This window comes from Clostridium gallinarum, from assembly GCF_014836325.1.
GTDB lineage: Bacteria > Bacillota > Clostridia > Clostridiales > Clostridiaceae > Clostridium > Clostridium gallinarum.
The window spans coordinates 1-16,658 of record NZ_JACSQZ010000030.1; the positions used below are offsets into that span (position 1 = coordinate 1).

12 protein-coding genes are annotated in these 16,658 nt (G+C 25.2%); 3 read left to right on the forward strand and 9 right to left on the reverse strand.

Annotated features, from left to right (window positions below; all coding sequences use genetic code 11):
- Nucleotides 1–893 precede the first annotated feature (893 nt).
- Nucleotides 894–1,886 (forward strand): tyrosine recombinase XerC, encoded by a 993-nt coding sequence (locus tag H9660_RS09280; protein WP_191750131.1) that lies wholly within the window; start codon nt 894–896, stop codon nt 1,884–1,886.
- A gap of 34 nt (nt 1,887–1,920) precedes the next feature.
- Here H9660_RS09280 and H9660_RS09285 read toward each other — a convergent pair whose 3' ends face one another.
- Nucleotides 1,921–2,295: a hypothetical protein gene (locus H9660_RS09285; RefSeq protein WP_191750100.1), complete on the reverse strand. Its 375-nt coding sequence runs from the start codon at nt 2,293–2,295 to the stop codon at nt 1,921–1,923.
- Between the two features lie 158 nt (nt 2,296–2,453).
- On the opposite strand from H9660_RS09285, the gene lexA reads away from it, so the two are divergent.
- Together lexA and H9660_RS09295 are read left to right on the forward strand one after the other, a co-directional pair.
- Complete coding sequence (gene lexA / locus H9660_RS09290; protein ID WP_191750101.1) at nt 2,454–3,056, forward strand: transcriptional repressor LexA; 603 nt, start codon at nt 2,454–2,456, stop codon at nt 3,054–3,056.
- Nucleotides 3,057–3,119: 63 nt separating this feature from the next.
- Nucleotides 3,120–3,695 carry a metalloprotease family protein gene (locus H9660_RS09295; RefSeq protein ID WP_191750102.1) on the forward strand — a complete coding sequence of 192 codons (576 nt, stop codon included), beginning with the start codon at nt 3,120–3,122 and terminating at the stop codon, nt 3,693–3,695.
- Nucleotides 3,696–3,754: 59 nt separating this feature from the next.
- On the opposite strand, the gene H9660_RS09300 is transcribed toward H9660_RS09295, so the two are convergent.
- From H9660_RS09300 to H9660_RS09335, 8 genes are all read right to left on the reverse strand, one after another.
- Complete coding sequence (locus tag H9660_RS09300) at nt 3,755–5,038, reverse strand: methionine gamma-lyase family protein (RefSeq protein ID WP_191750103.1); 1,284 nt, start codon at nt 5,036–5,038, stop codon at nt 3,755–3,757.
- Between the two features lie 171 nt (nt 5,039–5,209).
- Nucleotides 5,210–5,440, reverse strand: coding sequence for an RNA chaperone Hfq (gene hfq, locus H9660_RS09305; RefSeq protein WP_191750104.1), 231 nt, complete (start codon nt 5,438–5,440; stop codon nt 5,210–5,212).
- 27 nt (nt 5,441–5,467) lie between these two features.
- On the reverse strand, nt 5,468–6,397 hold the full coding sequence (miaA, locus tag H9660_RS09310) for a tRNA (adenosine(37)-N6)-dimethylallyltransferase MiaA (protein WP_191750105.1): 930 nt from the start codon (nt 6,395–6,397) through the stop codon (nt 5,468–5,470).
- 9 nt (nt 6,398–6,406) lie between these two features.
- A complete protein-coding gene (gene mutL / locus H9660_RS09315; RefSeq protein WP_191750106.1) occupies nt 6,407–8,320 on the reverse strand; it encodes a DNA mismatch repair endonuclease MutL in 1,914 nt (637 codons plus the stop codon).
- Nucleotides 8,321–8,336: 16 nt separating this feature from the next.
- Nucleotides 8,337–10,964: a DNA mismatch repair protein MutS gene (gene mutS / locus H9660_RS09320; RefSeq protein ID WP_191750107.1), complete on the reverse strand. Its 2,628-nt coding sequence runs from the start codon at nt 10,962–10,964 to the stop codon at nt 8,337–8,339.
- 222 nt (nt 10,965–11,186) lie between these two features.
- Nucleotides 11,187–12,347: a flagellin lysine-N-methylase gene (gene fliB, locus H9660_RS09325; RefSeq protein ID WP_191750108.1), complete on the reverse strand. Its 1,161-nt coding sequence runs from the start codon at nt 12,345–12,347 to the stop codon at nt 11,187–11,189.
- A gap of 133 nt (nt 12,348–12,480) precedes the next feature.
- The gene (locus H9660_RS09330; protein ID WP_191750109.1) at nt 12,481–15,729 is read right to left on the reverse strand and encodes a DEAD/DEAH box helicase; all 3,249 of its coding nucleotides are present in this window, start codon (nt 15,727–15,729) and stop codon (nt 12,481–12,483) included.
- Between the two features lie 74 nt (nt 15,730–15,803).
- Complete coding sequence (locus tag H9660_RS09335) at nt 15,804–16,595, reverse strand: class I SAM-dependent methyltransferase (protein WP_191750110.1); 792 nt, start codon at nt 16,593–16,595, stop codon at nt 15,804–15,806.
- Nucleotides 16,596–16,658 lie beyond the last annotated feature (63 nt).

Genomic DNA, 16,658 nt, shown 5'->3' on the forward strand with positions numbered 1-16,658 from the left:
ACAAAAATATATAATATATTGAAAATGAAGAAAATACACAATAAATAAATTAAAAATAATTTTCAAAATCTAATAAAGCATAAAATAGAAACTATTTTATTATAATAACTAAAAGAAAATAAGATAAAAATTATAACTCTAAACTTCAATGAATAAAGTGCTTTTATATAAAAAAATAATTTTAAACAATACAAAAATCTATATTATGCACTTTAGATAAATTCTTAAATTTCAAAAACTAAAATAAAGCAATATAATTCTTAAACAAATAAATTCATTTGTAAATCATTTTAAATAAAAATATGACTAAATTTATTTTTTAAAAGTAGGAAACAAAATATAACTTTACATAATATTTAATATGAATACTAAAATCTGATAAAATATTTCATATTTTTACGAAATATTATTTCGCTAAATATACATTTAGTGTATTTCGTTGTATTGAAATAAAAAAATCTCTATGATATAATAAAATCAAGGCTTTTCGCATGATTTAGGAGGTATAAAAAATGGCTATTACGCGAAATATAACATATAAATATAAAGATTTCAATTATACTGATGACGTTAAAGAGCTTTTATCTATAAAATTAAATGTTAAGCAGCAAAAGAAATTAGATGAAGTTTATTTAAGATACGAAGAATTAGGTTCTGAACGTGGCTATGAATTTATAATTGCAGATATATTTAAATTATCAGAAGTTCACAAGTTATCTACAGCTCAAATATCTAAAATATATAATACCGGAGTTAGAAATATTCAAATTTGGCTTAAAGAATTAGGATTAAATAGATCTATAAAAAAAGCTCAGAAGATCCAAAAGAAAAGCTCTAAAATTAATATACAATTGGATTCTGACAAAAAAATAAATTTAAGTTCTGATTCAATAATGAATAAATACGGTATAGAAAAAGTTGAATTTAGAAATTTACCACAATCGCTAATAGATTTTCTAAACTATCTTGAGACAATAAAAGGAAAATCAGTAAATACTATTAAGGGTTATGAGATAGATTTAGCAATGTTTTTTAAATTCTTAAAAATATATAAAGGATATATAAATGATGCTTCTTTAGAATTTCATGAAATTAATATAAGAGATATAGATAATTATTTTATTAGATCTATAAAACTTACTGATTTATATGCCTTTTTAAGTTTTACAGAAAAACAAAGAAATAATGGTACTTATGCAAGAGCTAGAAAAGTTGCAGCTTTAAAGTCTTATTTTAAATTCCTTCAAGGAAAAGCTAGAATTATTGAAGATAATCCAACTTTAGAATTAGAGTCTCCTAAAATAAATAAACGTCATCCTATTTATTTAACATTAGATGAAAGTGTGAATTTATTAAGTTCCTTAGATAAAACTAGTAAAAATTATTTTAGAGATTATTGTATACTTACTTTGTTTTTAAATTGTGGAATGCGTTTATCAGAACTCTGCAGCATAAAGATAGATAAAATTAAGGGAGATACTCTTACCATAATAGGTAAAGGAAATAAAGAAAGAACTGTATATTTAAATGAAGCATGTATAAAAGCAATATCTAATTATTTAAAAGTAAGAGATGATTCTAAGTGTCTTGCAGATGATAAAGAATATCTACTACTCTCCTCCCGTTTTAAACCCATAAATAAAAGAACTGTAGAGCTTTTAGTTAAAAAACATATTACAAACTCCGGATTAAGTAATGCAAAATATACTCCTCACAAATTAAGACACACAGCAGCAACATTAATGTATAAACATGGAAATGTTGATATAAGAAGTTTACAAAGTATATTAGGTCATGAAAATATATCTACAACTCAAATATATACTCACGTTGATGATGATATATTAAGAGATGCTGTAAAATCTAATCCACTTTCAAAATTATAAAAGGATATGTATTGCTTACATACCCTTTTATAATTTAATAATTTTTTCTCTTTAATATTCTAAAACCAGGAAATACTTCTTCTGTAGCTTCATCAAAATCTTCTTCTAAATAATCTAAATCATCTATGTATTCAATATTATCAAAAGCATCTATATACTCTAGATTTCCCTGATCTTCTAAATTCTCTTCGGAATCTAGTTTAGAAGCTTGCTCTTCCTTTAAAGCTTCAAGCATACTCTTATACTCTGCTTCTAAAAATTCATTTTCTTCAATATTTTTAGCTATATCTTCTATTTTTATAGCTCTTACATCTATTCCTTCTTCCTTAAGACAATCTCCGCAGTTATCGCATATTCTATTAGGATATATATCACATATATCATCATCAGTATATTTATTAATATTCATTAAAACACACCTACCATTCATTTTTAACGTAAGACATATTATATCAAAGTTATTTAAAATAATCAAATAATATCCTTTTAAAAAGTAAAAAGAACATAAGTTTGATATTATAAGCTTTTTATGATATAATAAATCCAATAAAGTGAGGTGTTTTATTTATGGAAGTAAAAGATAAACAACTGGAAATATATGAATTTTTGAAGATATATACTGAAAATAAGGGGTATCCACCATCAGTAAGAGAAATATGTGAGGCTGTAAATTTAAGATCTACTTCAACAGTTCATGGTCATTTAAAAAAACTTGAATCAAAAGGACTTATTAAAAGAGATCCAACTAAACCTAGAGCTCTTGAAATAATAGAAAATTCAAATAATAAAAAAGAAATGCTAAATATACCTATAGTAGGTAAAGTAACTGCAGGAGCACCGATCTTAGCCACTGAAAATATTGAAGATACATTCCCTATGCCCATAGATTATATAAAACATAATGATGAATTATTTATGTTAAGAGTTACTGGTGATAGTATGATAAATGTTGGAATAAACGATGGAGACTATGCTATTATTGAAAAAGCACCAACTGCTCAAAATGGAGAAATTGTTGTAGCTTTAATAGAAAATGAAGCTACTATAAAAACTTTTTATAAAGAAAAAAATCATATAAGACTTCAACCTGAAAATGATAGTTTATCTCCTATTATTGTTGAAAACTGTAGTATATTAGGAAAATTAGTTGGTCTATTTAGAGCATATTAAGAAATAAGAGTCATACAATATTGTGTATGACTCTTATTTCTTATATTCTAAAGGAGGGATAAATTGAAGATTTATATTTTAAATAATAATACTGAGTTAGGAGAAAATTCTACTTTAGAAAGCTATAAAGTTAATAAAAAAAATCTAGCTGGATTAATATTAACAATAAAAGTAATAGTGGCTCTACTCTATGCCTTTGGGTTAGGTTATAGTTTATTTTTCTTTGGTGAAGATTATATAAAGGTAGGATTAAGATTTTTATGTTTATTAATTTTAGCTTATATTTTTATAGATTTTCCTTTATCTTTTTTAAAAGCTTTATTATTACCCAAAACTTTTGATAAGGATAAAATTATTTTAAGTTTGAATCCTTATAACTTATCAATCGATATATGCTCTAATATTAAAATATCTAAAATGAGTGTAATTTTATCATTTATATTACCATTTATATTTTTATCTATTATTCCAACTGTTTTGAGCTATAAACTAGAATTCAATATATACTTATACGTCTTAGGAACAGTAAGTGCTATTATTGGAACTAAAGATTTAATATACTCATTACTTATATTAAAGAACTATTCTTTAGGAAGTACTATCAAATTAACTCCTGATGAATTTATTTTTTATAATTAAATTAATACTGGGCTGTTTTTAAAAAAGCCCAGTATTATAAAAAAACTTTCTATATTAAATTAATTATTAAGTATGTTATTTAACGAAATCATTATGCCTATTTTAGCGTGATCAAAGGTTAAGCCACCTTGAAGATAAGCTATATAAGGTTCTCTAATAGGCGCATCTGCAGATAACTCTATTGATGAACCTTGTATGAAAGCTCCAGCAGCCATTATAACCTCATCATTATACCCAGGCATTGCCCATGGTTCACATTCAACAAATGAATCTATTGGAGAACCTTTTTGAATTCCCTTACAGAACTTAATTAAGTTATCCTTATTTCCAAACTTAATAGCTTGAATTATATCACTTCTCTTTTCATTATATTTAGGAAGAACTTCAAACCCTGCAAGTTCCATAATTCTTGAACAAAATACAGCTCCCTTTACAGCTTCCATAGCTATATGTGGTGCTAAGAATAGTCCTTGATAAAATTGTCTCATAACACCGAAAGTAGAGCCACACTCTCCTCCTATTCCTGGAGTTGTTAATCTATAAGATGCTTGTTCTACGTATTTGCTCTTACCAGCTATATATCCTCCTGTAGGTGCAATTCCTCCTCCAATGTTCTTTATTAAAGATCCAGCTATTATATCAGCTCCTACATCTGTTGGTTCAATTGTATCAATAAATTCTCCATAGCAGTTATCTACAAAAACAATTAAGTCTTCTCTTATTTCTTTTACAAACTTAATTACTTCTCCAATTTCACTAACTAAAAAAGAATTTCTCCATCCATAACCTGTACTTCTTTGTATATGTACTAACTTTATTGTGCTATCATTAGAAAGTACTTCTTTAATTTTATCATAATCAAATTTACCTTCTTTTAAATCAACTTGCTTATAGTTAACTCCATATTCTTTAAGAGAGCCTATATTTTCTTTTCCACTTATTCCAATTATATTATGAAGCGTATCATAAGGAGCTCCAGAAATACACACCATAGTATCTCCTGTTCTTAAATTACCCATTAAAGCACAACCTATAGCATGTGTACCATTTACAAAATGCGGTCTAACTAGAGCACTTTCTGTATTAAATACCCTTGCATATACTTTATCTAAAGAATCTCTACCTATATCATCATATCCATATCCAGAAGAATTAGTAAAATGTGATTCACTTATTCTTTCTTCTTGAAAAGCCTTTAATACTTTTAATTGATTATATTCTCTAATATAATCATAAGAACTAAATACCTCTTCTACATCCTTTAAAGCTTTTTCGTATAATTCAAAGGTATTTTCTTTGAAATTTAAAGTCTTTATCATTAAATCTTCTGTTTGTTTAAGCATAATATTATTAGTATATTATAATGTATAATATACTACTCTCCCTTCTTACTCTTTATTTTACTATCATAAAAATAATATTACCATATTTCAGATATTTTTAAAATAGCTCAAATTTAAAAACTACTTAGTATAGAATATACATGTTATACAAGAAAAAAGAGCAGGTATTACCTACTCTTCAGCATTATTAAATAATATAGGTTTTGAAGGAGTTATTGTAGTTATTGCATGCTTATAAACTAACATTTGTTTACCATCACTATCAAGAACTACAGTAAAGCTATCAAACCCCTTTACATATCCCTTTAATTGAAAACCATTGGTTAAATAAATTATTACAGATACTTTATTTTTTCTAGCTCCATTTAAAAAGATATCTTGTAAATTATTAGGTTGCTTCATACATATTACCTCCCAAAAATTTTAAATCTATTTCATTTTTATTTCTTTAACTACTTTATTAAATATCTCATTTTCAGTTAGCTCATCTTTATTTAGAAAAGTAACTCTCGGATCCCTTCTAAACCAAGTTAGCTGTCTCTTAGCATAATTTCTAGATCCTTGTTTAATCATTTCAATAGCTTCTTCATAGGAAATCTTATTGTCTAAGTAGTAAAATACTTCTTTATACCCTATCCCTTGCATTGATTGCATAAGAGAATTATACCCCATATCTTTAAGTTTTATGCATTCTTCAATTAACCCATTTTTAAGCATAATATCAACTCTTAAGTTAATTCTTTCATATAATTTTTCTCTATCCATATTAAGAACATAATATTTAACATCATATGGACCATTATAAAAATCATCACCTACATTAAAAGAGCTAAATGGCTTCTTAGTTAATTTATAAACCTCCAATGCCCTTATTACTCTTTTTCTATTATTATAATGTATTTCTTTAAAGCTTATAGGATCTATATCCTTAAGCATATTATGGATATACTCATTTCCATATTCATTTGCAAGAGCCTCTAGTTCTTTTCTATATGCTTCGTCACTTTCTGCTTCTGTAAAATTCATATTACAAGTTATAGAATTTATATATAATCCAGTACCACCAACTAATATTGGTAACTTTCCCCTAGATAAAATATCTTCAATACATTTAGTAGCCATCATTTTATATTCAGCTACTGAAAAAGGTTTATCTGGCTCTATAACATCTATCATATGATGGACTACACCATCCATTTCTTCTTTAGTAACTTTAGCTGAGCCTATATCCATGTATTTATATATCTGCATAGAATCAGTTGATACAATTTCACCATTTAACTCTTTTGCTAGCTTTATAGATAAATCTGTTTTTCCTACAGCTGTTGGGCCAGCTATAATTAAAAGTTTATTCTTCATTATTTCTCCCTATACTATCCGTCTAAATTTCTTGTCTAAATCATAATTAGTAAACTTAATAATTACTGGTCTACCATGTGGGCAATGGAAAGGGTCATCTATATATCTTAAATCATTAATTAACTTTTCCATTTCATGTTCATTTAAGTAATCATTAGCCTTTACTGCAGCTTTACAAGCTAAAGTAGCTATTCTATTATATTTAACCTCTGTTGTTTTTCCAGTACCTAAACTTTTAATGTTATCTAATATATTTATAAATAAGTTCTTAGCATCTAGCTTACCTAAAAAGTAAGGAACTTCTTTTATTGCTATAGTATTTCCACCAAAGTTCTCTATTATAAACCCTGCCTTAGTAAATATATCAGAGTTTTCTTCATAATAACAATAATCATCTGTAGTTAAATCAATTAATATTGGAACCAAAAGCTGTTGTATTATAATATCTCCATCTTCAATACTTTTTAAGTATTTTTCAAATAGTATTTTTTCATGGGCTGCATGCTGATCTATAATATATAAAATATCCTCATACTCTGCTAATATATACATTTTATTAAATTGACCTATAACTTTTAAATTGGGAAATTTAGCAATTTTTTCTTCTTCATACTTATTGTTTATACTTTTAAAACTTTCTTTTTCTTCATTAATTATTATTTTTTCATCATTATTTGTTTTTTCTGTAATAATAACATCCTCTTGTTTAATAATATTATTATTTAAAGCTTTTAAATTATTATATAATTCTTCTTCTTTTTTTATATCTTCGTAAGATATATCTTTTATATCTCTCTCAATTATTTTTGGGGTTTTAGATTCATTTAATTCATAGGAAATATCATTAATATTAAATTTAATTTCTTCAACTTCAACTTCAATTTTATTAGTTTCCTCATTTTTTTCCTCTTCAGGAATATAAAATTCTTCAAAAACTTCATGTTTAAATGCTTTGTGTACAGCATCAAAAACTTTTTTAAATATTCCTCTATCCTCTTTAAATTTTATTTCTGCTTTAGTAGGATGTATATTTACATCTACAAATTCAGGATATAATTCTAAAAATAATACAAAGAAAGGGAACTTATTAACTGTTGCAAAAGACTTAAAAGCATTTTCTACAGCAGCTACAATAGTTTTATTCTTTATATATCTACCATTAACAAATATACTTTGATTATTTCTAGAACCTCTAGATATTTCTTCTTTACCTATATATCCGTATAAAGATATAGATTCTTCCTTGTTTTCAAAGTAAATCAAATTCTCACTAATATTTTTCCCGTATATAGTTCTAATTACATCTATTAAGTTACCTGTTCCATAAGTATGTAATGCCTTTTTACCATTATTATAGAATTTTATAGATATATCTGGATGAGATAACGCCACTCTATTAACTATATCTCCAATTAAAGCACCCTCTCTAGATATAGACTTTAAAAATTTCTTTCTAGCAGGAACATTATAAAATAAATCTTTAATTTCAATTATAGTTCCTTTATTAGTACCTATACTATTTAATGATAATATTTCTCCACCCTCTATTATAATTTCTGAACCAAACTCATCTTCTTCTATTTTACTTTTTAAACTTACCTTTGATATAGAAGCTATAGATGCTAGTGCTTCCCCCCTAAAGCCAAGAGTCATAATAGAGTAAATATCATCAACCTCTTTTATTTTTGATGTTGCATGGGGTAAAAAAGCCTTTTTAATATCATCTTTATGGATACCATGACCATCATCTATTATTCTAATTAATGATACTCCACCCTCTTCTATTTCTATTGTAATATTCTTTGAGCCTGCATCTATAGAGTTTTCCATTAATTCTTTTACAACAGAAGCAGGTCTCTCTACAACCTCTCCTGCTGCTATCTTATTAGAGGTATGTTCATCTAGAATATTTATTCTCTTCATATTCTCACCCCTTTAATTACTTTAATTTTTTAGCTTCTATCGTTATTTTATATAATTCATTCATAGCTTCCATTGGAGTTAATGACATAATATCTAAATTAGCTATAGTATTAATTAAATTATCTTTCTCAATAGAGCCAAAATCTAATTGATAATTTTCTTCTTTAAAAACACTTTTTTTATTTTTAGGTTTTTCTTCTTTTTCTGCAGCAACTTCCTTAATTATTTCAACATGATTATCATTATTGCTATTTTCAAGAGAAGATAGTATTTCTTTAGCTCTGTCAATAACATCCTTTGGCAAACCAGCAAGCTTTGCAACCTCTATCCCGTAAGATTGATCAGCTCCACCCTCTATTATTTTTCTTAAAAAGATTATATTATCATCTACTTCTGAGACTGCAACTGAATAATTTTTAACTCCCTCTATATTTCCTTCTAACTTAGTAAGCTCATGATAGTGAGTAGCAAATAAAGTTTTACATTTAAGATTTTTATTATTAGATATATACTCTATAACAGACCAAGCTATACTAAGACCATCATAAGTTGAAGTTCCTCTACCAACTTCATCTAATAAAACTAAACTCTTTGAAGTAGCATTTTTTAAAATATTAGATACTTCCCACATTTCTACCATAAAAGTAGACTTACCACCAGCTAAATCATCAGAAGCACCTATTCTAGTAAATATCTTATCACAAACTGATATATTAGCTTCTTTTGCAGGAACAAATGATCCTATTTGAGCCATTAATGTAATTAAAGCTACTTGCCTCATATAAGTAGACTTACCAGCCATATTAGGACCTGTGATTAATAACAGTCTATTATCTTTAGTGTTAAGTTTTGTATCGTTAGATACAAATTCACCATTACCAATAACTTTTTCTACTACTGGATGTCTACCTTCTTTTATATCTATAATACCTTCTTCATTTATAGAAGGCTTTACATAATCATTTTCTAAAGCTATTAATGCTAGTGTTGATAATGCATCTAAATTCCCTATTATTCTAGCACTTTGTTTAAGTCTTGGAATTTCTTTTTCAATAGCTTCTCTAATTTCAACAAATAAATTATATTCTAATGATATTAGTTTTTCTTCAGCACCTAATATCTTATCTTCCATTTCTTTTAACTCTTGAGTGATGAATCTTTCAGCGTTAGCTAAAGTTTGCTTTCTTATGTATCTTCCTTCTGGTATAGAAGAGTAATTAGCTTTAGATATTTCTATATAATATCCAAATACCTTATTATAACCTACCTTTAAAGATTTAATTCCAGTAAACTCTCTTTCTCTATTTTCTAATGCTGCTATCCACTCCTTACCATGAAGCTTAGCTGTTCTTAAACTATCTACTTCTTCATTATATCCATCCCTTATTATATTTCCTTCTTTAACAGATATAGATGGATCATCTAATATAGAATTAGATAAAAGAGTTTTAACATCAATTAATTCATCTAATTCGTTAAACCACTCTTTTAATATGTTAGAATTTGATTTAGATAAATGAGCCTTTATACCTGGAAGCTTATCTATGGAATTTCTAAGAGAAATTAAATCCTTAGCATTTACATTTTTATTAGAAATCTTACCAACTATTCTTTCTATATCATATATTTCTTTAAGTAATAATCTTAAGTCTTCATTAAAGTAACCATTATTAAATAGTTCTTCTACACCTTCTAGTCTTTTTTCAATTTCTTTTTTCACTATAAGAGGTTCTTCTATCCATTTTCTAATAGCTCTTCCTCCCATAGATGTGGCTGTTTTATCTAAAACCCAAATTAAGCTACCTTTTTTTGATTTTTCTTTTAAACTTTCTGTAAGTTCTAGATTTCTTCTAGAATTTCCATCTATAGTCATATAATTTACTATATCGTAATATTCTAAAAGATTTATATTAGTTAAATTCATTTTTTGAGTATCATAAATATATTTAAGTAAAGCTCCAGAAACTTTCTTAGATAAATCATTTAAATTTACTATGCAAACCTCTGAGAACTTATTAATAAGCTCATCTTCATTACAAATTTCCTTTGATAAATTCCTTTTAGTAATCAAAGCTTGTGAAACTGTAGATATTTCCTCTAAAATACTCTCATTAATCTTTTCGTCTACTAATATTTCCTTAGGATTAACCTTTGTTATTTCATCTAATAATGTTGATTTAATAGAGTTAAAGGATGTAACTTTAAACTCTCCAGTTGATATATCTGATATTGCAACACCAAAACTACCATTTTCCTCAATAATACACATTAAATATGTGTTTTTATATTCATTGTCTTCAGAGGATTCAATAAAAGTACCTGGCGTAATAACCTTTATAACATCTCTTTTTACAATTCCTTTTGCGACCGATGGATCTTCTACTTGTTCACCTATAGCAACTTTATATCCCTTATTAACTAATCTTGCTATATATGAAGAGGCTGCATGAAAGGGAATACCACACATTGGAGCTCTTTCTTCTAATCCACAATCTCTCCCTGTAAGAACAAGTTCTAATTCTCTTGAAGCTATTTTAGCATCTTCAAAGAACATTTCATAAAAATCACCTAATCTAAAAAATAAGATACAATCCTTATAATTTTCTTTTATCTCAAAATATTGTCTCATCATTGGAGTTAACATATTCTTTATACCTCACAAATTAAATTTATGTATAAACCTTGAAATATAAGGTTTTATGACTATTATACTATAAAGTTAGAACAATAAAAAGTAATAACTTTAACTATAAAAAGGATACATACTATATCCATATCTACCGCCTAAAATTTAATGGGTAGTAATATAATATATATCCTTTTAAGCTAAAAACTACATAAAAATTCTTATTCATTTATATAATATTTAGCAATTAATTAAATTTATAATAAAGTTTTCAATTGTAAACTCACTATTAGTCTCAAATAATTCTTGTAAAACTTCTACATTTTCCTCTAAATGTTCTATATCCTTTGAATAGATATGAGCTATATCCACTATATCTTCATCTAGAAATTCCTTATTTTCAAAATAACGTATTACAGATAATTCTTTAATTATTATAAAGCTAATTAAAGCAAATTTAACCTTTGCTAATACATCATAATCAAAAACAGCTTTCATAAAGTATCTATATATATAATAAACAAGAATTTGTTCAAACTTATATTCATTTTCTATATAATATCTATTAAAATCTATATTAAGAGATGAGTAAATATTAATATCTTCTTCATTTCGCCAAAAGTATCTTAATGAATTTTCTAATCCTAATATATCATTTGGTTTTATATGCTTTAAATCTTTAAATGTATTAATAACTTTATAAATATTTAAGTATTTTTCCTCTGATTTATTATTAAACATTTTAAATGAACTAATAATATCAGATAAATATTCTTTATTTATATACTTATCCTTAATATCCTTAATTGAATTAATATCATTATTATCTATTTTTTCTTGAACTTCATTTATAAAGTTAAGTATCAAAGCACATCTATATTTTAAATCTATCTCTCTATCTTGTAATATATTAAAAACAATCTTTCTACACTGCATAAGATTGATATAAATATTAGGATTTATATCATTATAACTACTAACCTCTTCATCATTCTCTATAAGTTCAAATTCTACTTTATCTTTTCTTCGTAAGATTATTCTAGCTGCTTCGGGACAAGATAAAGATATTCCAATCTCACGTAAATTACCAAACTCCTCCAAGTATCTTGGATACTGCCTGCACGTGTAGCATAGTCCATTTGAGCCTAGCTCCTTATATATATCACATAAATTATTTTCATTTAAAAAAGAACATCTATCACCATTTAGAAGAAATAGATTTTCACCCTCTTCATTTATTATCTTATTTCTTAATTCTTCTCCAAAGTTACCTTCAATAGATAAATATTTTTTATAGCTATCATTATCTATAACTATACCCCATCCAGCACAACAAGTATCTTCACACTTATCAGCTATACATTGAAATTCATTGAAATAATCTGGTGTTCTTACTTTCATTTTCATCCTCACATTTATTATTAAATTTATATACTAATTTTAATACTGACTTAAAATGTATTCAAGTATATATTAGATAGAAAATTAAGGAGCTACCACAAAGCAGCTCCTTGATTTTCTATACTTATCTTTATTAAATTGAAAATAAGCTTATAATATCTTCATCACTTAATGAATTCACATTTGAATTTTCCATACTATTATCTAGTATCTTCTCTATTAGCTTTCTTTTCTCATCTTGTAGCTCTACAATTTTTTCTTCTATAGTATTTTTTGAAATTAGTTTTATAACTTCTACTATGTTCTTTTGTCCAAATCTATGTGCTCTATCTGTAGCTTGATCTTCTACTGCCGGATTCCACCAAGGGTCAAAGTGAATTACTATATCTGCAGAAGTTAAATTTAAACCAGTTCCTCCAGCTTTTAAACTAATTAAGAAGACAGAGTTATTACCGTTATTAAACTCATTTATTAGTTGAATTCTCTTCTCTGAAGGAATACTGCCATCTAAATAGCTATAGGATATATTTTCATTTACTAATCTTTTTGAAATATTTCTTAGTACTGATGTAAACTGAGAAAATACAAGTATTTTATGTCCCTCTTCTATTCCTTGATTTAATAACTCTACTAATGAATCTATCTTACCACTGCTTCCTATATAATCATTTACTAAAACTGATGGATCTAAGCATATTTGTCTTAGTTTTGTTATATATGATAATATTTCAATTTTACTATTCTTTAATTCATCATCTTTAACTTTTTTTTCTATTAATTTCTTTGCATAATCAGAATATACATTATATATCTTTTCTTGCTCTTCAGACATAGATACTAAAAGTTTCTTTTCTATTTTTAAAGGTAATTCCTTTATAACATCCTTTTTATACCTTCTTAAAATAAATGGTTTTATTAATTTATTTAATTCTTCTAGCACTTCATTAGATTCATGTAATTTTTTATAATATCTAACACTAAAACTATTTTCATCAAATAAATATTCAGGCATAATAAAATCAAATATTGACCATAATTCCATAACAGAGTTTTCAATCGGAGTTCCTGTTAAAGCAAATTTTCTATTTGCTTTAACCTTTTTTACTGATGTTGCATTTTGAGAGCTGCTATTTTTTATATATTGTGCTTCGTCTATAAAACAATAATCAAACTCTATATTTTCATATAAGTCTAAATCTCTTTTTAGTATATTATAGGTTGTTATAATAACATCATAATTTTGTATATTATTTAATATCTTAACTCTATCATCTTTAGATCCATTAACTACTGCTAATTTAATGCTTGGAGCAAATTTTTCAATTTCACTACTCCAATTATAAATTAAAGAAGTTGGAGCTACTATTAAAGTTTTAGATGGTAAATTTGATAAAATAAAAGTAATTGCTTGTATAGTTTTACCTAGTCCCATTTCATCCCCTAATATACCACCAAAACCTAAATAATCCATTGTTTTAAGCCAATTATAACCTTCTTTTTGATATTCTCTTAAACTAGCATTTAGCGTTAATGGTTCCTTAAAGTTAATTTTTTTTACTTCTTTAAGTTTCTTTTGTATTTTAGTTAATTCATTTTTACCTTTAATATACCTTATACTTTTCTCTTTAATAAAATCATCTATAAATATAGCTTTATTTTTATTAAATATTATTTTATTATCTTCAAAATCATCATTAACTGATAATACATCTAATAAATTTAAAAAGTTTTTAAGTTCTATTTCTTCGAGATCTATATATTCACCTGTTTTTAACTTAAAATACTTTAGATTATCCTTAAATGCAAATAATATGTTTTTAATTTCTTCTTTAGGTAGATTATCTATATTAAAATTTAATTCAAAATAATCATATTTGCCAGATTGTATTTGACCAACTATATTTTTACTGTTAATTTTCCTAATAATTTTAAAGTTTTCCGAATAAAAAACATCACCTATATTTTGAAGCTTATCTATGTCATTTTTAAAGAAATTAAAGATATAGTCATCTCCTAATAATAAATAAAACCTATCTCCAGAAGCTTCAAATCCTAAAGATCGTAAAGTTGATATAACTTCACCTTCTTTATTTAAATCTCTATAAATAATTTTATCTTTATATTCATGAAAAATATTAAACTCATGAACACCGTATTTTACTTTTAAAACTAAAGTTATATCTTTATTAATTTTATCAAAATAAAAACAAAAGTTTACATTTTCTTTAACCACTTTATCTCTAATTGACTTATTTATATTTACATAATCAGATAAAGTATATAACTTAGGTAGTAAGCTTGATAAAATTCTAAATTCATCATTTTTATCTAATTCTATATAATTACTATCTTTAAAAGCTTCAAGATAATTTGAAATATCATGACAATAATTAAAACTCGGTAAATAAATGCTACTTCCATATAAAAATACTGTTTTATTTTTATCTAAAGCTTCTGGAATACCGTCATCTAATGACAATAAATATTCATTACTTAATTCCTTTAAATTAAACTGTAAATTAGGTTTATTATATATTACTTCTGTTTCTACTGGTCTATAGAAAAAGCCTTCATATAAGTATACTCTATTTTTAGAAACTGTATCAAAGAATTCTCTTATTAAAAAGTCAGGTATTATAAGACTTTTACCATCTATAAACTTATCTTGACGTCTTACAAAATTTAATTGTAAATCTTCAACAGCTTTTACCTTTTCTATAAATCTAATTATTTTACTTTCTTTTAATCCAAATCGCTGCTCTCTTAAATTAAAAGTAAAATCTTTACCATATTTAATAGGTATTTTATTATAAATTGATATTAAAAGCTGATTTATATCCTTAACAACATATAATTTGTTTGATGATAAACCCTTTAATCCAACCTTAAATTCCACAGTTAATTTATTTTTTATACCTATTCTACTTACATAAGCCTCCATCTTTATTTCGTCTTTATTTTCTTCCTGTAATAATAAATCTAAAATATTATCTCTAGCTTTAAAAATAGGTTTATTTTCTAGAGAATCTCCAAATTTTTTAATAATATTATTGTCACTGTCTAATTCCTCTAAAAACTTATAATATGTAGCTATTAGATGTTTACAACAATAATTTTCTTTACGAAATTCATTTTTTTCAAAATCTTCGCATGTACAATATGTAGATACTATAGACTTACTTTTTACCTCTAACTCTATTTCATTATTATATTCGCTATAAAAATCATCTGATAATATAGTAGACTTTATATATATTAAACCATCATCAAAATTAAATTTAAAAGAAGAAATTGCATCTTCTTTTAAGATTTTCTTTGCTGATACATCATTTTTACTTGATATATTTTTCTTAATTTTTTCTAGTAATTCTTTTTTCAACATACTCCTCACCTTAAAAACAATATTCTTTTATTATAACAAAAAGAAGTGGTTTTATCCACTTCTTAAAATTCAGCTTAAACCGGCTTCTCTCCATAAAAGAAAAGTTTTAAAATCATTATAGATGAATAACTTAAGTTAAAAAAGTCATTATATTCTTTTAAAATACTACTCATTCTAGGATCTATTTCTAATGCTTTATCAATATTATATTTAAAGTTTTCTTTCCCTAAGATATCGCTATGATTTATAACTGTTTCAATATTTAAGTTTTTAAAGTTTAATAATTTCATAAAAGTTAATAAACTTCGCCCTATTTCTCTATTACCATTTAATGAAGATTGAAATTTAGATAAGTTAGAATTTAATTGATTAATTAAATTATTTTTAGGATAGGTTAATCCCCAGAGTTCACTATCTACATCAATAATAATAACTTTTCCACCTGGTTTTAAAACTCTATATATCTCTTTAAGAGCTTTAACTGGATCACTTAAATGTTGAAATACAAATCTAGCTATAACTACATCAAAATAATTATCTTTAAGAGAACTTTTGATAATATCATCATTTATAAACCTAACTCTATTTCCATAATTATCATTTTTATCATTTAACATTTTATATGCAAAGCTAAGTAAAGCTTCATCATTATCTAAGGATATAATTTCTGTATTTTTAAAAGCATCTAATAATACTTTCGTATAGTAGCCTGGACCACTACCAATTTCTAGTAATAATTTGTTATCTTCTACACCTAAGTTTCTTAACATTTTTATTTCTCTATCAGAACCAAAATATGCTTGTTTTTGTAACCTATATATTTCTCTTTCCAAACCAATTTTTTTATAAATCTCGCTATATGCCATTGTTTTCTCCTATGATTATTATTCAATACATTATATACTTTAATTTCTCTTTTGTTCTAAAAA

Bases quoted from the DNA above. Each gene is read 5' to 3' on its own strand.
- hfq (WP_191750104.1), bottom strand. From the start codon at position 5,440: ATGAAGCAACCTAATAATTTACAAGATATCTTTTTAAATGGAGCTAGA.
- H9660_RS09300 (WP_191750103.1), bottom strand. From the start codon at position 5,038: ATGCTTAAACAAACAGAAGATTTAATGATAAAGACTTTAAATTTCAAA.
- mutL (WP_191750106.1), bottom strand. From the start codon at position 8,320: ATGAAGAGAATAAATATTCTAGATGAACATACCTCTAATAAGATAGCA.
- H9660_RS09280 (WP_191750131.1), top strand. From the start codon at position 894: ATGAATAAATACGGTATAGAAAAAGTTGAATTTAGAAATTTACCACAA.
- miaA (WP_191750105.1), bottom strand. From the start codon at position 6,397: ATGAAGAATAAACTTTTAATTATAGCTGGCCCAACAGCTGTAGGAAAA.
- H9660_RS09285 (WP_191750100.1), bottom strand. From the start codon at position 2,295: ATGAATATTAATAAATATACTGATGATGATATATGTGATATATATCCT.
- fliB (WP_191750108.1), bottom strand. From the start codon at position 12,347: ATGAAAGTAAGAACACCAGATTATTTCAATGAATTTCAATGTATAGCT.
- mutS (WP_191750107.1), bottom strand. From the start codon at position 10,964: ATGTTAACTCCAATGATGAGACAATATTTTGAGATAAAAGAAAATTAT.
- H9660_RS09335 (WP_191750110.1), bottom strand. From the start codon at position 16,595: ATGGCATATAGCGAGATTTATAAAAAAATTGGTTTGGAAAGAGAAATA.
- H9660_RS09330 (WP_191750109.1), bottom strand. From the start codon at position 15,729: ATGTTGAAAAAAGAATTACTAGAAAAAATTAAGAAAAATATATCAAGT.
- lexA (WP_191750101.1), top strand. From the start codon at position 2,454: ATGGAAGTAAAAGATAAACAACTGGAAATATATGAATTTTTGAAGATA.